The 19,014-nt window shown below is 66.8% G+C and carries 18 protein-coding genes; 14 read left to right on the top strand and 4 right to left on the bottom strand.

The window, feature by feature from the left end; all coding sequences use genetic code 11:
- Positions 1-76 precede the first annotated feature (76 nt).
- From LHU95_RS06310 to LHU95_RS06300, 3 genes are read left to right on the top strand one after another with little or no spacing between them, the layout of a single operon-like run.
- Positions 77-1,789, top strand: a complete 1,713-nt coding sequence (locus tag LHU95_RS06310) for a SulP family inorganic anion transporter (RefSeq protein WP_248710524.1) — start codon at positions 77-79, stop codon at positions 1,787-1,789.
- Entirely contained in the window at positions 1,786-2,163 is a 378-nt protein-coding gene (locus tag LHU95_RS06305; RefSeq protein ID WP_248710523.1) for a hypothetical protein, read from the top strand. The genes LHU95_RS06310 and LHU95_RS06305 overlap by 4 nt, the downstream gene beginning before the upstream one ends.
- Before the next feature lie 3 nt (positions 2,164-2,166).
- Positions 2,167-3,396, top strand: a complete 1,230-nt coding sequence (locus LHU95_RS06300; RefSeq protein ID WP_248710522.1) for an HlyD family secretion protein — start codon at positions 2,167-2,169, stop codon at positions 3,394-3,396.
- A 75-nt stretch (positions 3,397-3,471) separates the two neighbouring features.
- On the opposite strand, the gene LHU95_RS06295 is transcribed toward LHU95_RS06300, so the two are convergent.
- The 4 genes from LHU95_RS06295 to LHU95_RS06280 all read right to left on the bottom strand — a co-directional run bounded on the left by LHU95_RS06295 (position 3,472) and on the right by LHU95_RS06280 (position 6,654).
- The gene (locus LHU95_RS06295; protein ID WP_248710521.1) at positions 3,472-3,747 is read right to left on the bottom strand and encodes a glycine zipper domain-containing protein; all 276 of its coding nucleotides are present in this window, start codon (positions 3,745-3,747) and stop codon (positions 3,472-3,474) included.
- A gap of 16 nt (positions 3,748-3,763) precedes the next feature.
- Positions 3,764-4,195, bottom strand: coding sequence for a Rap1a/Tai family immunity protein (locus tag LHU95_RS06290; RefSeq protein ID WP_248710520.1), 432 nt, complete (start codon positions 4,193-4,195; stop codon positions 3,764-3,766).
- Between the two features lie 108 nt (positions 4,196-4,303).
- Positions 4,304-4,861, bottom strand: a complete 558-nt coding sequence (locus LHU95_RS06285) for a hypothetical protein (protein ID WP_248710519.1) — start codon at positions 4,859-4,861, stop codon at positions 4,304-4,306.
- 101 nt (positions 4,862-4,962) lie between these two features.
- A complete protein-coding gene (locus LHU95_RS06280; protein ID WP_248710518.1) occupies positions 4,963-6,654 on the bottom strand; it encodes a hypothetical protein in 1,692 nt (563 codons plus the stop codon).
- Between the two features lie 428 nt (positions 6,655-7,082).
- Here LHU95_RS06280 and LHU95_RS06275 point away from each other — a divergent pair, with 428 nt between their 5' ends.
- The 11 genes from LHU95_RS06275 to LHU95_RS06230 all read left to right on the top strand — a co-directional run bounded on the left by LHU95_RS06275 (position 7,083) and on the right by LHU95_RS06230 (position 18,948).
- Positions 7,083-7,334: a hypothetical protein gene (locus tag LHU95_RS06275; RefSeq protein WP_248710517.1), complete on the top strand. Its 252-nt coding sequence runs from the start codon at positions 7,083-7,085 to the stop codon at positions 7,332-7,334.
- A gap of 188 nt (positions 7,335-7,522) precedes the next feature.
- Positions 7,523-8,014 (top strand): hypothetical protein, encoded by a 492-nt coding sequence (locus LHU95_RS06270; protein ID WP_248710516.1) that lies wholly within the window; start codon positions 7,523-7,525, stop codon positions 8,012-8,014.
- A 107-nt stretch (positions 8,015-8,121) separates the two neighbouring features.
- Positions 8,122-10,830, top strand: coding sequence for an ornithine decarboxylase (locus LHU95_RS06265; protein WP_248710515.1), 2,709 nt, complete (start codon positions 8,122-8,124; stop codon positions 10,828-10,830).
- A 16-nt stretch (positions 10,831-10,846) separates the two neighbouring features.
- Entirely contained in the window at positions 10,847-12,547 is a 1,701-nt protein-coding gene (locus LHU95_RS06260; RefSeq protein WP_248710514.1) for a transporter, read from the top strand.
- Between the two features lie 31 nt (positions 12,548-12,578).
- Positions 12,579-13,802 carry a sodium/glutamate symporter gene (locus LHU95_RS06255; RefSeq protein ID WP_248710513.1) on the top strand — a complete coding sequence of 408 codons (1,224 nt, stop codon included), beginning with the start codon at positions 12,579-12,581 and terminating at the stop codon, positions 13,800-13,802.
- 257 nt (positions 13,803-14,059) lie between these two features.
- Positions 14,060-14,194, top strand: a complete 135-nt coding sequence (locus LHU95_RS23335) for a hypothetical protein (RefSeq protein ID WP_283094292.1) — start codon at positions 14,060-14,062, stop codon at positions 14,192-14,194.
- Positions 14,191-14,871: a MarC family protein gene (locus tag LHU95_RS06250; RefSeq protein ID WP_248710512.1), complete on the top strand. Its 681-nt coding sequence runs from the start codon at positions 14,191-14,193 to the stop codon at positions 14,869-14,871. Before LHU95_RS23335 ends, LHU95_RS06250 begins: the two co-directional genes overlap by 4 nt.
- A gap of 187 nt (positions 14,872-15,058) precedes the next feature.
- Positions 15,059-15,361, top strand: coding sequence for a hypothetical protein (locus tag LHU95_RS06245; RefSeq protein WP_248710511.1), 303 nt, complete (start codon positions 15,059-15,061; stop codon positions 15,359-15,361).
- 116 nt (positions 15,362-15,477) lie between these two features.
- Positions 15,478-16,596 carry an AI-2E family transporter gene (locus tag LHU95_RS06240; RefSeq protein WP_248710510.1) on the top strand — a complete coding sequence of 373 codons (1,119 nt, stop codon included), beginning with the start codon at positions 15,478-15,480 and terminating at the stop codon, positions 16,594-16,596.
- Between the two features lie 113 nt (positions 16,597-16,709).
- Positions 16,710-17,828, top strand: coding sequence for an HlyD family secretion protein (locus tag LHU95_RS06235; protein ID WP_248711511.1), 1,119 nt, complete (start codon positions 16,710-16,712; stop codon positions 17,826-17,828).
- Positions 17,818-18,948 (top strand): DUF2955 domain-containing protein, encoded by a 1,131-nt coding sequence (locus tag LHU95_RS06230; RefSeq protein ID WP_248710509.1) that lies wholly within the window; start codon positions 17,818-17,820, stop codon positions 18,946-18,948. Before LHU95_RS06235 ends, LHU95_RS06230 begins: the two co-directional genes overlap by 11 nt.
- The last annotated feature ends 66 nt before the right edge of the window (positions 18,949-19,014 follow it).

The following is a 19,014-nucleotide window of genomic DNA, read 5'->3' as shown; positions in this document are numbered from 1 at the left end:
GGGGCTCTGCCTTGACAGGGAGCCATCCTGTCCTTGCCCGCGCCTTGCCGGATGGCCCGAATGCGAGGCGCCGCTGATGGCCGCCACATCGGACCGGCGCGGCGGCCTTGCCACGATCTTCCCGCCCTGGGGGTGGCTGCGCGACTATCGCAGCACATGGCTGCACGGCGATGTGGTGGCAGGCCTCACCCTCGCCGCCTATGCCCTGCCCGTCGCCCTTGCCTATGCGGCGCTCGCTGGCCTGCCGCCGCAAGTTGGCGTCTATGGCTACATGTTGGGCGGCCTGGGCTACGCACTGCTCGGCTCCTCGCGCCATCTCGCCATCGGGCCGACTTCGGCGATCTCGCTCATGGTGGCGGCCCATCTCGGCGCCATGGCGGGTGGCGATGCCGCGCGCTATGCCGAGATCGCGAGCCTCGCGGCACTCACCGTCGCGCTGCTCTGCCTGATCTGCTGGGCCTTGCGGCTCAGCGTCCTGGTCAAGCTCATCAGCGACAGCATCCTGGTCGGCTTCAAGGCGGGGGCGGGCATCACCATCGCGGTGACACAGCTGCCCGCGCTGTTCGGCGTGCCGGGCGGCGGCAGCAACGTCATCGAGCGGCTGGTTGTGCCCGTCGGGCAATTGCCGGGGCTGAACCTGGTCACGCTTGGCGTCGGCCTTGCCGGCATCGCGCTGCTCGTCCTGGGCGGCCGCACCCTGCCGGGGCGGCCGGTGGCGCTGGGAGTGGTGATCCTTTCCATCCTGGTGGCGACCCTGCTTGGCCTTGCCCAGCATGGCGTCGTGATCACAGGCGCCATCCCCGCGGGCCTGCCCGATCTGGGCCTGCCCAGCCTTCGCCTGGCGGATGTCGAGGGCATCGTCCCGCTGGCGGCGGGCTGCCTGCTGCTTGCTTATATCGAGGGCGTCTCAGCGGCGCGCGGCTTCGCCGAGAAGCACGGCTACGCGCTCAATCCGCGGCAGGAGTTCCTTGGCATCGGCGCGGCCAATCTGATGGCGGGGTTGGGGCATGGCTATCCGGTCGCGGGCGGCCTCTCGCAATCGGCCGTGGCTGAGAAGGCAGGCGCGCAAACCCCATTGACGCTGGTGCTGGCCTCGGTCGCGCTTGGGCTCTGCCTGCTCTTCCTGACCGGGCTGCTGGCCAATCTGCCGAAGGCGACGCTGGCCGCTGTGGTGCTGACCGCGGTGGCGGGGCTGGTTGATATCCCGGCGCTGCTGCGGCTCTGGCGCGTCAGCCGTGAGGATTTCGCCGCTGCCGCCATCGCGCTGGTGGGCGTGCTGCTGCTCGGTATCCTGCAGGGCATCCTGCTCGCTGCCTTGGCCTCAGTGCTCATGCTTTTGGTGCGCGGCGGGCGGCCGCATGTCGCTTTCCTGGGCCGCGAGCCAGGCACGCGGCGCTGCGGCGACATGGCGCGCCACCCGGAGACGCAGCCCATCCCTGGCGTGCTCGCCTTCCGCCCCGAAGGCGCGCTGCTCTATGTGAATGCGGAGCATGTGGAGGCGTTGGTCCAGGGACGATTGGCTGCGCAGCCGCCCGGTACGCTCCGGCTCGTGGCCTGCGACCTCTCTGCCGTGCCGCGCATGGATCTCTCGGCGCTGGCCATGCTGCGGAAGCTGCATGCGGCGCTGGCCGCGCAAGGCATTCGCTTCACGATCGCCGGGGCGCATGGCAATCTGCGTGACCTGCTGCGCCGCGAGGGCTTCGCGGAGGTGGTCGGCGGTGTTTCGCGCGAGGTCACCATCGAAGCCGTGCTGGACGAAGCCGAGCCCGCCCCAGGAGCCTCCCGATGAGCCAAGCCCTCCACCCCTCAGCGCCCCACCACCTGCCGGTCTTTATTCCCGGCCCAGATGGCGCCGACCCGCTGCTGCTCGGCACGGGCGTCTTCCTTATCCTCGCCGTGGTCGGCTTCGGTCTACTCTTCCTGCGTCTGCACACCCTGCCGGAGCGCATGGCGCATCGCACCCACAAGCTGCAATTCGAGATCGTGGCGGTGCTTGGCCTGCTTGCGCTCTTCACCCATATCCACGCCTTCTGGGTGGCCGGTCTGTTGCTGGCACTCATCGACATCCCGGATTTCCTGAGCCCCTTGCGCCGGATCGCCGATGCCAGCGAGCGCATGGCCGCTGCCCCGCCGCCGCCTGTCAGCAGGAAGCGGGATCACTGAACCATGCTGGAAATCCTGTTCTGCTCGCTGCTCACCATCCTGCCGGACTACCTGTTCCGCCGCTACGCGCAGGGCAAGCGCTTCGGCCATGAGATCACGCTGTTCTCGGTCTGGTTCGAGCTGCGCTGGGGCATCGTCACCTGCCTGCTGCTCGCGATCAGCCTGATCACCCTCGTCTTCTACTTCCATCCGACCAGCGTGCATGTCAGCGCCGTCTTTCGCACCGTCCCCATCGTCCCGCAGATCAATGGCCGCGTGGCCGAGATCCACGTGCGCGGCAGCGAGGCTGTGGAGGCTGGCACGCCGCTTTTCCGTCTGGCCGATCAAACCCAGCGCACCGCGGTCGAGACAGCCCGGCGCGCGGTGGCCGAGGTGGACGCCGCCCGGCTCGTGGCCCAGGCCGATCTCGCTGCGGCCGATGCTCGCGTCCTGGAAGCCCAGGGCGCACTGCGTCAGGCGGCCGATGAACTGGCCATGCGCCAGGCCCTGCGCGATGTCGCCGCCCGGCGCGAGGTGGAGCGGATGCAGGTGACGGTGCAGACGCGGGAGGCTGGCGTCGCTGCCGCAGAGGCCGCCCGGCAGGCCGTCGCCGCCCGCATCTCCGACCAGTTGCCGGCCGAGCGCGCCAGCGCCCTCGCCGCCCTGGCCCAGGCCGAGGCCGAACTGGACAAGACCGTGATCCGCGCCGGCGTCTCCGGCCGGGTCGAGCAGTTCCTGCTTCAGGTGGGCGACATCGTGAACCCCTTCGCCCGCCCCGCCGGGGTGCTGGTCCCCGATGACCTGGGTGCTCGCAGCCCGCGCCTGGCTGCCGGATTTGGCCAGATCGAAGCGCGGGTATTGCGGCCGGGCATGCTGGCTGAGGCCAGCTGCGCCTCCCTGCCCTGGACGGTGATCCCGATGGTGGTGACGCAGGTGCAGTCCTTCGTCGCCAGCGGGCAAATCCGCGGCGGCGACGTTCTGTTGGACGCGCAGCAATTCAGCCGCCCCGGCACGGTCCTGGCGATCCTGGAGCCGCTTTATCCCGGCGGGCTCGACAAGGTCATCCCTGGCAGCAACTGCGTCGCCAACGCCTATACCTCCAACCACGAGGCGCTGAGCGATCCGGCGATGGGCACACTGCGGGGCATCGCGCTGCACGGGATTGATGCGGTGGGGTTGGTGCATGCCATCCTGCTGCGCATCCAGGTGGCGTTGCTGCCTTTCAAGACGCTGGTGCTGGGTGGTGGGCATTGAGGAGGCGCGGATCTGGATGCAGGGGACCGCGCCCGGTCATGGTCGCCCTATGCAAGAGCAGGGCTTGAGGCGGCCTCAGCGCGTGCTGCCGGCCTGGCCCTGGTAATAGCCCTGCGTATAGGCAGCCCGCTGCGCGTCCCGGCTGCGGCCGACGAGGTAGCCGCCGGCGGCGCCGACGCCGGCACCCGCCAGCGCCCCCCAGCCCGCATTACCACTGAAGGAGCCGACAATCGCGCCTGTCGCGGCGCCCAGGCCAGCACCGGTGGCGGTGGTCCGCCCCGTTTCGCTCATGCCCTCACAGCCGGTCAGTGCCAGCAGGCCCAGGACGGGCAGGATCAGGATCTTGCGCATATGCTTCCTCCTTCGCTTACTGGGGACGCGCGGCGGCGCGGGCGCGCCGGTTAGCGGGGGTGGGGCATGGGCTGACGGCGGTGGCGAAGCGCACCACGCCCTCCACCGCCGGGTCACCGCCATATTGCGGGTTGGCGCGCGCCCAATCCACGAAGCCCGCCGTGATCGCCGCGATGGTGGGCAAGGGCGAGGCAGGGCAGAACATCGGTGCAATCTTCCCGCCCGGCCGTGTCAGCGCGGCATGGAACTGACCCGTCGCCATCAGGAAGCCGTGGCAAAAATTCACCGCAGAGACGACATTGGGGTCGCCCGGCCCGGCGGCGCAGAGCGCGGCCAGGTCCGAGACGCGGCCACCGACGAAATTGTCGGGCGTGACCTGCGCCGCCGCTGGAAGGCTGGCGGCGCCGAGCCCCGCTACCAGCAAGGTCACCTTGAACCTTTGTAGCATTTACGAATTCCTCCTTGCATGCCCGCTTCGGGGGTTCTGCATATCTTGCGGGCAAGGTGTAGGGGCCGGTCGCATCCGTATGTGCCACCGACCCCGTGAGCGATAAGGTTACGACATGGGCTCGACGGAGATGGCCAGTGCTTCCTCATAGACCATGTCCACCTGCTCCCCGACGCGAAGCGAGCGGATGAAGGACTGGACCTGAGGGTTCTCGGCCGTGACCGTGCGCGTCAGGTTGCCTGGGCCGACGAAGCTCACCGTGGCCGTGTCGCGATCCAGCGCCGTGATGGTGACGCGACCGGCGCGGACACGCGTGACCTCACCGCCTGGCCGGGCCGCTTCGCGCGCGATGCTGGCGCCGGCGAAAGGCTGGCTGGCGCCGGCCAGGGGACGAACCGCCTGGGCGGCCAGCGCCTGATAGTAGCGCACGGTGACACGGTCCCCCGGGCGGATCTGGTTCAGCCGCTGCACCGCACGGCCGACGATCATGGTCAGCAGCGCGCCGGATTGGGCACCGGCCTGGCCGCGCAACAGCATTTCGCGGCTGCTAGGGTCCACCGTCTCGACGACGCCGACGAGCGTGGTGACCTGTGCCACATCCACCGATTGGCAAGCGGTCAGGACGGGGAGCGAGAGCGGGAGCGCGAGGAGAATACGGCGTTTCATAACGGATTCTTTCCATTCGGGTTGGAGCAGGAGGATCACGCCTCAAGCCTAGCGCGCAAAACCCGCTGTCTTGCCGCTCCTTCCGCCTCCCGGGGCGTTAGTTACTGTGACAATGCGACCGGGAAGATCTGGGTCTGCCCGGCGTCGCTGGCGGCGCCGATGCCCGTCGCTGATCGGCCGTTCATCTCGCGCCCCGTCATGCCCGCCTTGCGCAACCCCTCCAGCACCGCTCGGATCGTTTCGTCATGGATGTGTCGCTCGACCAGATCGCGAACGATTCGGTCGCCGTAATGCGGGTCAATGGCGAGGACGCGCCGGAGGCCTTCTGCCGCCTCAGCCCGCAGGCCAAGCTGCGCGGCCGCGGCTGCGATCAGCAGGTGGCCATAGATCACCGTCGGCGCATTGATTTTCCGTGCTTCCGAAAGGGCCTGCTCATACCGTCCGTGGACGTAGTGGTACTGCGCCAGGGCCACCCGATAAGTGCTGGGCTTGGCCGGATTACGCGCGAAGGCGCGCTCCAGCAACGGCAGCGCCTCACCCCAACGGCCAAGATTGGCGAGGCGAAGGCCGAGATCTGCCAGCAGGTTCGTGTCATTAGGGTTCAGCGCGTGTCCCACCTGTAAGGCGGCGAGGGCTCCTGCAATGTCGCCGCTGAACCACTGCGCATGGCCGAGCGCGTGATAGGCGCGGCTCGAATGGGGTGCCAATTCGACTGCGCGAAACGCCAGCTGAAGCGCCCTCTCCCTGAGGTCCACGCCCGGGCTCGGTAGATCATAGCGGAAGCGGTGGCCGTCCGAATACATCAGCGAGAGGCAGGCGAAGGCCTCCCCATAACTCGGTTCGGCGCGGATCGCGCGTTCGAGGCCCGCCAGGACGTCCTGGAAGTCATTCCGATCGAAGGTCCGATAATACTGGTAGAAGCGCACCACGCAGCCATAAGAATCGAGGAACTCCGGCGGCTGCCCCGCCATTTCCGTCGCCTTGTTGCTGAAGATGATGCCGTAGGGCTGCGCGAGGGTGCTGGCGATGGTGTTCGCCATCTCATCGCGGAGTTCAAGGATGTCGGAGGGGATGAACTTGCGCTGGAAATGCTCGGCCCAGACGTAGCGGCGCGTGCGCGCATCCAGCAGCATGGCCTCAAGTGCAAAGCTGTCCTGCGTGACGCTCACGCCACCGGTCAGGACGAAGTCCACGCCAAGCTTCTCGAGGAAGGCGGTGGAGAGGGTGCCGCCCTCCTGCTCGGAAAAGGATTCCGAGCTGAGGATCCAGAGATCCGTGAAGCAGGTCAGCGCGGCGATGACCTGCCGCGTCAGGCCGCGCCCGAAGCTGGGCAGGGGGCTCGGGCCACCCTCTTCCTCGAAGGGCGCCACCAGGATGGTGCAGATCTTCGCCTTGGCACGCGGCTCCGGCGGCGAGGAGAGGGGCGCGGGCAGGGGTTCTTCCAGCGCGGCAAAGCCGAAGCTCGGAACGTAGCCGCCGCGCGGAAGCGTGATGCGGACCCGCTCATTCACGCCGCTGGTCAGGTAGTAGTGCTCCAGGGCGCGCCGCAGGCGGCCCGCTTCAATCCGCACGATCGAGTCCAATTGCGGGTCGAAGGCTGGGCCGCGCCCGAACACGGTGGTGGCGATCGTATAGGCCTTGATGCGATGGCCGCGCCCTTCGAGGGCCTCTTCGACGACAAATTTCAGGAAGGCGCGGTTACGGTCGGACGTGTTGAAATCGGGCGCGCCGAGGATTCGCTGAAGGACTTCTCGGACGGCATCGGGCGACGGAGAGTTGGTCCCGTGATCCATGCCGCGCCTCCCTGCTTCAAGCCCGGGCGGATAGCCAAGCTCTCTCACGCTCTACGCCACATGGACGACGAGCCAAGCACCGGGTTCAGTGGCATTTCCAGCCAATCTGATAGCGTGCCATTTCATTGGCGTTTTCCGTTTTGCCGTCGCTGACTAAAATTTCATAAGCTTCCCATGCTGGCAGAAGCACAAAAGTGCGGCAACTTTATTTTATGTCCGGTACAATTCGCGCATTGTGGCTGCCACTGCGGGAGCACGGGCATTAACGGTGACGTACGTGGACCGCGCCCCGGAAACCAGGAAATTGTTGACCCATCGGGCAGGGCAAACCAGAGCCGAGGTCAAGCGCGAGGCGGTCGTCATGAGCCTTTGTCTGGACCGCCGGTCCGTCTCTTGCACCCATTGCCCGTCATGGGACCACAGACAAGATGCCTGATCGCCGCTACGGCCTCGACTCCGTGACCGCCTGCTTTCCGGACCAGGCAGGGCTGATCCTCCGCCTCTGCCTCTCCGATCCCTCTTTTCGCAGCATGTGCGAGGAATACGCACTCGCGCGCAACTGTCTCAGCCGCTTCGAGGAGCTGGGCGACGCAGCGCACGGGACCGAGATCGCCGACTACCGCTCGGTGATCCGAGCGCTCGAGGGCGAGATCAAGCGCTTCGTCTCACGCTCCGCCTGAGGCGGGAGCGCACCAGCGTTGCGCGAACGTCACCGTGAATAACCCAAGACGACTTGTCGGAGCGCTGCCGGTCCGGCGCACTGTACCGCATCGTCAGTTGCCCGACTGATCGTGGCGCTTCGGAGCGGCGACGGGATCACGCCGATGACATGTCCCAAAGAGCCACTGCGATGGCTGAAAGGTCGACTATGCGGAGCATCATCACGACGACGTGTCTTTCGCTGCTGCTCGTCTCCTGCGGGCCCGCCACACCGCCACCACCGGAGCCCACGCCGCTGCCCATGCCGACGCGCGAAGAACCCACCATCACGGACGCGGATTTTCCCTCGCGTGCGCAGATCGCCGCGGGTCAGAGCGTCCAGATCCGAGCCGGCGCGGTGCTCGGTACCTATGGGACGATTCATGCGATGGCGAACGCCCCGTCCTGCGGCGGGATCGAGTATGGGCGCACGGGGCTGCCCCTCCCTCTGGCTCTCGGCGCCAGCACCGTCACCATCGGGTTCAACATCAGTGAGCGTTGCCCCCGGCAGGACAGCTATCGCGGTCTGCCAGCCTTGATGATGGACCAGGCCGTCATCGTGCGGAACGGTGTCTACACCTCCAGCGCCACGCATGAGTGCCTGCTCCCGCAGGTCGGTGTCGGCATGTGCCGGGTGAAGCAGCCCCCGTCCCGGTCCTGACGAAGATGTTCGCCACCATCAGCAATGGCGGCGACCGCCCCGAGAAACTGCCCAAGGCTCCGGCGCCCCGAAATGAAAGCCGTGTTTGATTACGTTGGAGATGTTCGATGACCAGCATGTCACCCGCCCTCGACCAGTTCCTCATGATCCATTCCGGTCGCGCGGATGCATGGCGGGACCTCACGCATCTTGCGGAGTCCTGGGCCAAGGGCCTCATCGAGCGGGCCGAGATGGAAGCCCGTCTGGACGGCATGATGGCCATCGAGGGCTACCACGCCTATCCCGGCCCAGTGCTGCTCGGCGGCCTCACCGAGAAGGTCAACGCCAATGACGCGGTCGGCGCGGCGCGCCTTGCCCGCCGCGTCTCCAACGCGCTGCTCACGCATTCGTATCGAGAGCGCCACAGCGACTGGGACGCGGACGAAAAGAGCGCGGCGGAGGTGGCTGAGGTACTACCTCCCACGCTCGGCGGCGGCGCGGGTCGGCGCCCCTATTTCGAGGTGCTCTTCGTCAACAGCCAGCCTTCCGCGAACTGGCCCGGCCTGGCGGCGGAGCTGCGCCGCCTGCGCCGGTCAGAGGACGCGTTCATCTACGAACCCGTCTTCGTCGGATCCTTCGAGGACGCGGTCTGCGCGACGGCGAGCAACCCTGACATCATCTCGGTCGTCCTGGCCGAAGGCTTCGCCTATCGCTCCCGCCATGAGGTGCCGACGCTGCGCGCCATCCTCGACCCGATGGGCGTGCCGGAGGGGCCAGAGGCGTCGGCGCTGCGGCTTGGCCAGATCCTGAAGCGCATCCGGCCCGAGCTCGATCTCTACCTGCTCTCGGATCATGACGTGGAGGCGCTGGCGGGCGATCCTGAGGCCGATGTGATCCGCCGTATCTTCTACGCGGTGGAGGAGCCGCTGGAGACGCATCTGGCGATCCTGGAGGGCGTGCAGGCGCGCTTCGAGACGCCCTTCTTCGACAATCTGAAGAAATACGCGCGCAAGCCCATCGGCACCTTCCACGCCCTGCCCATCGCGCGCGGCAAGTCCATCTTCAAATCCGAATGGATTCGCGACATGGGCGAATTCTACGGAATCAACCTCTTCCTCGCGGAGAGCAGCGCGACGACGGGTGGCCTCGACAGCCTTCTTGAGCCGACGGGCAACATCAAGCGCGCGCAGGAGATGGCGGCACGCGCCTTCGGCGCCGACCACGTCTTCTTCGTCACCAACGGCACCTCCACCTCCAACAAGATGGCGGTGCAGGCGCTGCTGGCGCCGGGCGACATCGCGGTGGTGGACCGCAACTGCCACAAGTCACACCACTACGGCATGGTGCTGACCGGGGCGCAGCCTTACTACGTCGAGGCCTTCCCGATGACGGAATACTCGATGTACGGCGCGGTGCCGCTCGCTTCCATCAAGCGCGCGCTCCTGGCCCTGCGCGCCGAGGGGCGGCTGGACCGGCTGAAGCTGCTCGACCTGACGAACTGTACCTTTGATGGGCACATGTACCATGTGCGCCGGGTGATGGAGGAATGCCTCGCCATCAAGCCCGATCTCATCTTCCTCTGGGATGAGGCCTGGTCCGGCTTCGCGCGCTTCTCGCCCTTCCTGCGGCCGCGCACCGCCATGGGGGCGGCGGCGGACATCGAGCAATGGCTGCGCGATCCCGCCTCCATCGCCGCCTATGAGGCGCAGCGCGCCGCGCTGGGCGAGGCGCCCTCCGACGAGACGCTGCTGGCCACGCGCCTCATCCCCGATCCGCGCCGGGTGCGGCTGCGGGTCTACCAGACGAACTCCACGCACAAATCCATGTCCGCCATCCGCCAGGGCTCGATGCTGCTGGTGAAGGATGTGGACTTCCACACCGTGGAGGCACAGTTCCACGAGGCGGTCTTCACCCATGCCTCGACCAGCCCCAACCAGCAGCTGATCGCGAGCCTGGACGTCGCCCGCCGCCAGATGGAACTGGAGGGCTACGGTCTCGTGATGAACGCGATCGAGATCGCGCTGCGCATCCGCCGCGCGGTGAACGAGCACCCGCTGATCTCCAAGTACTTCCGCGTGCTGGGGCCGGATGCGATGATCCCGGCCGAATACCGCCAATCCGGGATCACCGACTTCGCGGCGCCGGGCATCACCTGGGGCGCGCTGATGCAGGCCATGAAGGAGGACGAGTTCTACCTCGACCCCACGCGCATGACGATGGTCTGCGGCACGGCGGGTTTTGACGGCACGCAGTTCAAGGGGCTGCTGGCGGCCGATTACGGCATCCAGCTCAACAAGACCTCACGCAACAGCGTGCTGCTGCAGTCCAACATCAACAATACGCGCAGCGACGTGGCGCATCTGATCCGCGTGCTGGTCGAGATCTGCCACGGCATCGAGAAGCGCCTCGCCGATGGAGGGCCAGCGGAGCGGGAGGCCTTCGCCGCACGGGTGAAGGCGCTGATGACCGATGTGCCGGACCTGCCGAACTTCAGCCATTTCCACGAGGTGTTCCGCGCCGATGCGGGGCGCACCACGCCCGAGGGCGACATGCGCAGCGCCTTCTTCGGCGCCTACGACCCCGCCCTCTGCGAATACGTCCCGCTCGCGGGCGCGGAATGCGACCGGCGCCTGCGCGAGGGGCCCGAGATGGTCTCCGCCAATTTCGTCATCCCCTATCCGCCGGGCTTTCCGATCATGGTGCCCGGCCAGGTGCTGACGCAGGAGACCATCGACTTCATGCGCAAGCTCGATGTGAAGGAGATCCATGGCTACGAGAAGGCGCGCGGCCTGAAGCTGCTGAAGCCCGACGCCGTCGCCGCGCGCGGCAAGCGCTGAGCGGGAGGACAGCATCATGCAAGCCCTGTTTCACTTCCTCGCGACCAACCCCTTCATCCTGCTCTTCCTGACGGTGGGCCTCGCCGTCTGGATCGGGCGGCAATCCATCGCGGGCTACGGGCTCGGCATGGTCGCCGCCGCCATCATCGTGGGCTGCGGGCTTTCCGTCTGGGCCTCGGCCTATGGCGAGAAGCTGGAGCTCAACAACTTCACCAAGAGCCTGTTCTACTATCTGTTCATGTATGGCGTCGGCCTGCGCGTCGGCCCATCCTTCGTGAACAGCCTGGGCGGCGACGGTCTGAAGTTCACCTTCCTCGCGGTGATCAGCAGTATCTGCGGCCTGGCACTCGTCGTTGTCGGCGCCAAGCTTTTCGACCTGCCGGTGGGGGCGGCGGGCGGCATGCTTGCCGGCTCGCAGACCATGTCGGCCGCCATCGGATCGGCCGAGCAGGCGGCCATCGCGGGCGCCATCGCCCTGCCGCCCGGCACCAGCGTGGAGCAGGTGAGCGCCATGATCGCGCTCTCCTACGGCATCACCTACATCTGGGGCACGGTCGGCATCATCCTGATCACGAAGTATCTGCCGAAATGGTGGGGCATCGATGCGCGCGCCTCGGCCCAGGCCTATGAGAAGCAATACGGCGTGGCCTCGGGCGATGCGCCCTCGCTCTCCGGCTGGACGGCGGGAGGCTTGCGCGCCTACCGGCTGGAGAATGCCGCCTGGGTCGGCCGCACCATGGCCGACATGCTGCGCGAGAGCCCTGAATACCGCTTCGTGAACCTGGTGCGGGAGGGCGCGGCGCTGGGCGCAGATAAGGCGACGCCGCTCCGCCTGGGCGACATCATCGCGCTCGGCGGTCAGCGCGCGGCGATGACCGAGAAAATGGGGCTGATCGGCCCCGAGGTCTCGGACCGCACGGCACTCGACCTGCCGCTCGACCGCGCCGAGATCCTGGTGACCAACGGCGCCATTCTGAAGAAGACGCGCGAGGAATGGCGCACGCTGCCCGGCGCCGATCACATCCAGGTGGTAGGTGTCGAGCGTTCAGGCGTGCCGCTGCCCATCGGCACCAACACGACGCTGCAGCGCATGGACATCGTCACCGTCGTCGGGCTGAAGGATGCGGTGAGCAAGATCGGCGCCGCGTTCGGCCGCGTGGTGCGCCCCTCCACCGCGACAGACCTGCTGACGCTCGCCATGGGCATGATCCTGGGCTTCCTGATCGGCCAGGTCGAATTCCCGGCCTTCGGCGCCACGGTGGGCCTGGGCAATGCGGGCGGGCTGCTGATCTCGGGCGTCATCGTCTCCTCCGTCGCGTCGCGGCTGCGCTTCTTTGGCAACACGCCGGCGGCCGCGCGCAACGTGCTGGAGGATCTGGGCCTCATCGTCTTCGTCGCCATCGTGGGCATCAATGCGGGCAATTCACTGCTCGCGCAGCTCACCGGCGTTCTCGCGGTGAAGATCTTCCTGGTGGGCTTCGTCGCCTGCACCATTCCACCCATCGTGGTCTGGGCCGTCGGCTACCACGTGTTCAAGCTGAACCCGGCGGTGCTGATGGGCGGCGTGGCCGGGGCGCGCAGTCACAGCGGCCCCTGCCGCGAGGCGGCAGTGGAGATCCAGTCCAACGTGCCCTGGATCGGCTTCCCGGTGGCTTATGCCGTCTCGGGCGTGCTGCTGACGGTCTTTGGCTACTTCGCTATGCTGCTGGCGCAGTAGCCAAGATGCGAGCCCCGACAGGAACCACGACATGGTGCGCTATGAATTCGACGAACTTGCGACGCTGATCATTGGCATCGTCGCGCTGTTCGTCGGCAAGGCGGTGCGGCAGTCCGTGCCGGTCCTGCAGAAGATGGACATGCCGAACGCGGTGGTCGGCGCCCTTATCGTCGCCCTGCTCGTGCTTATCGGGCAACTGCTCCTCAACGTGGACTTGGCGTTCGGCTCGCGGATAAGGGATGCGCTCCTGCTCGTCTTCTTCACCTCGATCGGCCTGTCGGCGAAGCTCAGTGCATTGCGGAGCGGCGGCAAACCGCTGCTGATCCTATGCGGCGTCACGGTCTTGGTACTCGTCGCGCAGAACGTGGCAGGTGCCGCCTTCGCGACGGCCTGGGGCGCGGCGCCGGCCTATGGAGTGCTCGCCGGGTCGCTCTCCTTCGTGGGCGGCCCCGGCACCGCGATGGCCTGGGCTCGGGAACTGGAGTTGCAGGGGCTGGCGGGGGCGCAGGTCGTCGGGGTGGGTGCGGCCACGCTCGCGGTGGTCTCAGGCGCTCTTGTCGCCGGGCCTGTCACCGGATGGATCGTCCGCCGGCACCGCCTCTCCGGCACGAGCGGGACGGTGACGGGCAACCCGTCCGCTAATGATACCGGGACGGCGGCAGCCGCGGTGCAAGGAGCCAATCACCTGGAAAGCCTTCTCGCATCGCTCTTCGTCATCGCTTTCTCGGTCTATCTCGGAGAGAAGCTCAACCTTATCGCACGGGATGCGGGGCTGCTGCTTCCAGGCTTCCTGTCGGCGATGCTGGCCGGCGTGCTCATCACCAACCTTGCTGACGTATTCCGCTTCCGGCTTGCCTTCGGGCCTATCGAGACGGGAGGTGCGGTGGCCCTGCAGTTGTTCCTGGTGACCGCCTTGATGGCGACGCCGCTGATCTCGGTCGCGCAGATCATCGTTCCGCTGGTGATCAACGTCGTCATCCAGGTGAGCCTGACGGTGGCCATTGCCTACCTTGTTCTGTTCCGGCTCCTCGGCAGGGACTACGAGGCGGCCGTCGCTTCGGGGGGGTTCCTGGGCTTCGGCCTGTCGTCCATGCCGGTCGCGATGGCCACGATGGACGAGATCGCCAAGCGCTACGGACCCGCGCCGAAGGCCTTCCTGCTGATCACCCTGGCAGGTTCGTTCTTCGTCGATCTCGCCAACGCCTTTGTTGCAAAGGCATTCCTGGCGCTGCCCTTCTTCGCGGTCGGACCATAACGGTGGCGGGCCGCGAAACCTCCGGCGCGTCCGGCTGGTGCGCCCCGGCAAGCATCATCCCTGCAGGGGCGTGTGCCTCGCCGGCTGGGCACCGACTGCGCGGTCAGGCTCACCGCGGTCGGCCGCATCGCCCTTGCCATGGCCACGCTGTCGCCAGCGTGCACTCCGTGCCGCCGCTCGGCCTAGTGGCAGATCGAGGGGCCGGCGTACCGTGTGCCGGGAGGAGAGCGCCTGACATGCTGTGCCGGGGATCCGTCATGGCAGAGATGCCTGCCGTGCAGGACCGTTCGGACAGTCCGGTCGCGGTGCTGGGCTACACCCCCGCCGTGCCCTTCGGCCACATCCTGCCGACGAGTTGGGGCAGCATCATCGTGGGCGAGATCGCGAGATGAGCGGCCTCTCCGTTACGGGCGTGGTGGGGGATTTCGTCTTCGGCTTTGGCACGCTCTTCGCCATCATCAACCCCTATGGCCTTGCCTTCGTCTTCCTGGAGCGAACGCTCGGCCTGACGGAAGCGGAGCGACGCTGGATCGCGCGCCGAATCGCGCTGAACGCGCTCTTCATCCTGCTGGTGTCGTTGTTCTTCGGCACAGCGATCCTCGGCTTCTTCGGCATTTCGGTGCCAGCACTGCGGCTGGCGGGCGGGCTCGTGGTGGCGCATGCAGGCTGGAACATGCTGAAGGAGGCGCCGCATACCACGGTCCCGGCCGCGCGCAGCAGTGGGAACTACGAGGCGGTGAAGCGGATCGTCTTCTTCCCTTTGACCATGCCGCTCACCACCGGGCCAGGTACCATCGCCGCAGCGATCGCCCTCGGCGCAGGGCGCGGGCAGGAGGTTCAAACCTTCCTGCTATCATCGGCCGTGTCCTTCCTCGTCGTGGGCGCGATCTGCCTGACCATCCTCAATGCCTATAGCGGCGCCAGCCTGATGGCCCGCGTGCTCGGCCCCGAAGGGACCCGTGTGGTCACACAGCTCTCGGCGTTTCTGCTGCTCTGTGTCGGCGTCGAGATCATGCTGATCGGCGGATCTGATGCGCTGGAGGATCTGTTGCTGAGGCGCGGCGACTGATTTCGGTGCCGCGAGGACCGGCGGTACTCCGGAGTTGGAGTTGCCCCCTGGCCGTGGACAGCCTGACACTCCCACGGAAGCTCCATGCTGAGACGCGGCTATGGTGCGGTCCCTCCGCAAGAATCCCGTCGCCAGCTGATGAAATCGCATCGCCGAAGCCGTTCGCGCCCGAACTTGGCGAGTGAGTTTGGCCGACATCACCTTCATGCAGACCGCGCCAGGATTTCCCTGCCTCTCCATCGCACTCGATTTCTGGTCCCACAACCATCCACCAGGGCGGGGGATCGCCAACTCCAGTTCCAGGCTGGATTCGCGACACCCGGCTGAAATCCTGTTGAAGCGAATGTGGCGGCGGGGCAGCACAGCCAGCGCGAACGTCACCGTGAATAACCTCCCCTGCCCCGTCGGGGCGTTGTTTCGCGGACCCCATTTGGCGCATCGTCCGCAAGTGGGGGTGCGCGGCAGTTTCGATGCAAGCAGCGACACGTGAAGCGATGCGGTGCCGAGACCGATCTCGTGTGTCCGACGTCGCTGAGGAATAAGGCGAGGAGGCGCGGACGCCGAGTAGCGTGATCCGCAAATGTGCAGGAGGTGCTGGCAATCCAAATGAATTCCACCGACCCCGAACTCGAGAAGCGCATGGCATCGGGCCTGCTCGATGTTCTGATCCGTGCCGGTCTCATCCTGGCCATGGTGCTGCTTTGCTACCAGGTCTTCTCACCCTTCCTGACCCTCATGGCCTGGGCCGTGATCCTGGCTGTTACCTTGTTTCCTTTGCACCAACTCATGGCACGAAAGCTGAATGGCCGGCAGGGCCTGGCCGCGACGCTCCTGGTGCTCCTCGCCATCATCCTCATAGTAGGGCCTACGGCGATGCTGATGATGTCACTTGGAGATTCCGTGCACCAACTCATCAACGGCATACAAGGCAATACCCTCGTGATCCCGCCACCGCGAGACTCCGTGGCGCATTGGCCGGTGATCGGCAGCCAACTCCATGCGTTCTGGTCACAGGCGCACGCCGACCTTCCGGCATTGATACAGGGCATGCAGCCCAAGATCGGCGACCTGGCGAGGGGCGCGCTTGGCTTCGTCGCGAGCATCGGCGGAGAATTGCTGAAGCTCCTGGCCTCGTTCGTCATCGCCGGCATCTTCATGGCCTTCGGCCACGCGGGTGGGCGGAGCAGCCGTGCGATCTTCCAACGCTTCGCAGGCGAGTCGCGTGGCTCGGAACTGAGCCGGCTCTCCACGGCAACGATCCGCGCCGTCGCCATGGGCGTCGTCGGCGTGGCCTTGATCCAGGCCATCCTGATCGGCCTTTGCCTGCTGGCGGCCAGCGTGCCGTTGGCCGGCGTGCTCGCCCTCATCGCACTGTTGCTGGGGATCGCGCAGGTGCCGGCGGTCATCGTGACGCTTCCGGCGATCGGATACATCTGGGCGAGCGGAGAATACGGAAATGGCGCGGCAATCCTCTTTACTTCGCTCCTGCTCGTCGCCGGGATGGCGGACAATGTCCTCAAGCCCGTACTCCTGGGCCGGGGGGTCGATGCGCCGATGCCGATCATCCTTTTGGGCGCCCTGGGCGGCATGGCGACGGGAGGAATTCTCGGGATGTTCGTCGGCGCCACGCTGTTCGCGCTGGGCTATCAGATCTTCATGGCCTGGGTCGCTGCCGGATCGGGTGCGGACAGGGTTCCCTCGGATGATCCAGAGCGAGGCGGCTGAAGCGCGCCGGGCGGTTCCACGTGGCATCCTCCTTCCGAGAGGAATTCGCTGACGGATAGGCAGGAAGCCGGTGGTCATTCGGCATTTTCGACGGTGATTTGGGAGGAGTGGGCATGAACGAGACGCAAGCTCCGGCGCCGGAGCAAGCGGTTGCATTGTCCAGGCCGGTTGATCCGGTCCGGCGCTGGACATTGGTGACCCTCGTCTTGTTCCTGCTGATGTTCGGCTGGACGCTGATCGCCGACCGTTTGACGCCATACACCAGCGACGCAAGCGTCCGCACCTTCGTGGTCCGGATCGCCCCGGAGGTCTCTGGCAAGGTCGTCGAAGTCGCCGTGCGTGACAATCAGATCGTGCAGACCGGTGATCTGCTGTTCCGGATTGATCCCATTCCCTTCCACATCGCAGTTGAGCGCTCCGAGGCGAGGCTCGCCGCGGCCGGACAGGCGATCGGCGCTTCGACAGCCGGGGTGGATGCGGCCCAGGCGCAACTCATGCAGGAGATCGCGGGGCGGGAGAATATTCGCGAGCAGGCCGCGCGCGTTTTTGAGTTGGTGCGCGGCGGCATTTATCCGGCCGCGAGAGGCGATCAGGCACGCTCCATGCTGGATGCCGCCGAAGCCAAGGTGCTGCACGCGCAGGCCTCGCTGGAGCAGGCGCGGCAAGCACTCGGCCCGCAGGGCGCGGATAATCCGCAGATCCGCGAGGCTCTGGCCGAGCTCGCTCAGGCACGCCTCGACCTCGCCCGTAGCACCCTGCGCGCACCTGGCGATGGCGTGGTGAGCAACCTTCAGCTCAATGTCGGGCAGTTCGCCGGCGTCGGTCAGCCGGCGCTGACCTTCCTGGATGCCCGGCTGATCTGGCTTCAGGCTTTCCTGCGAGAGAACAGCCTGGAACACATCAGGCCAGGGGCGCGGGCGGAGATTGTGCTCGATGTGCTGCCGGGCCGCGTGCTTTCCGCTCGGGTGGACAGCCTTGGCTGGGGCGTGGGCGAGGGCGACCTGGATTCCACCACCGGCCTGCCAAAGGCGCGCCAGGGAAGCGGTGGATGGTTCGCGCCGGCACAGCGCTTCCCGGTGCAACTGGCGCTCGACACCGGTGAGGAGCGGCCGCGCGGCGTGCGCTACAACGCCCGCGCCAATGTCATCGTCTATACGGACGAGCACCCCATCGCGAATGCGCTCGCCTGGTTCTGGATCCGGCTGATCGCGGTGCTGACCTATGTCTCCTGATGTGCCCCCGCATCGGGTCGCGCTGCGGCTCGCACTGGCCACAACGCTCGCATTGGTCTGGGGCACGATGGCCGGGGAGCCACTGCCTGGGCTCACTGCGGTGCTCACCGCGCAAATTCTCGTCGGAATGCCCCGGCCGCCACGGCTGGGCCAGGCCGCAGCACTGGTCGGGGTGATCCTGGCGACGGGTGGCGTGGCCTTCGCCGTCGCCTCCACTTTCTCGGACCGGCCGCTGATCCTCGCAGCAGCACTCGGGCTACTCTTCTACCTTGGTTTCTCGATGCGCGAGCGCGCGGCAAGCGAGCCGTCGCTGCCCGCGACCATGCTGCTCAATTTCACCGCGGTCGTCCCGGTCCTCACCTTCCAGGCGGAGATGCTGGGGGCTGGCGTGCTGGAAACCCTCGTCACCTCGGCGGTCCGGGCGATGCTCGTCGTCTGGCTGCTGCACGCCGCCCTTCCCGTCAGATCGGAGGAGACAGCGATACGCGCGGCAACGCCCGCCAAAGCCGAGCCGGTTCCGGACAACACGGGCACAGCGCACACGCTTGCCAAGGTCGCCATCGTGTTGCCGGCACAGTTCTACTACCTCGCCGAGCCTACGGCACTCGCCTTCCCGGCGTTGCTTGGCCTTGTCACCTTCCTGTCGGCACAGGATCCGGCTGCAGGGCGTATGCAACTCGTGATCCTGCTGCTGGGCAACCTCATCGGAAGCGTCGCCGCTGCTCTCGCATCGGGGGTTCTGGATATTGGCCCGCAATTGCCCGCCCTCACCTTCATGACACTGCTGGGATCGCTGGCCTTCGCCAAATGGATCATGAGCGCGCGGCGCCGACCGGGCGGCGCGGTGGCACTGACCGGCCTCGTAACCTTCCTGACGCTCTTCGGCCTCGCGGCGGCTCCACATGCATTCGAGGTCCCGGTCCTCGACCGGATCATGGATATCGCCATCCTCTCCCTCTACACGGTCGCGGCGACCACACTGCTGTTGCCCCCACACGGATCACCTGAGCCGACCACCTCAAAGCGCCGCCTGGCCGGCCATGCGGGCCGCCAAGCGCCAGATCTAGAGCAACTATCCCCGGCTGGCGCGGGAACAGCAGGCAGCGCCAACCATGGCTGAGCCAGCCCAGGAACCTGGATTGCGCCTGGAGCTGGCATCGCTCGGGAGCCCTGGCGCAGGTCATGC

Origin of the sequence: Sediminicoccus sp. KRV36 (genome assembly GCF_023243115.1) — a bacterium.
Lineage (GTDB): Bacteria > Pseudomonadota > Alphaproteobacteria > Acetobacterales > Acetobacteraceae > Roseococcus.
This window is presented reverse-complemented; position numbering and strand designations above follow the sequence as displayed.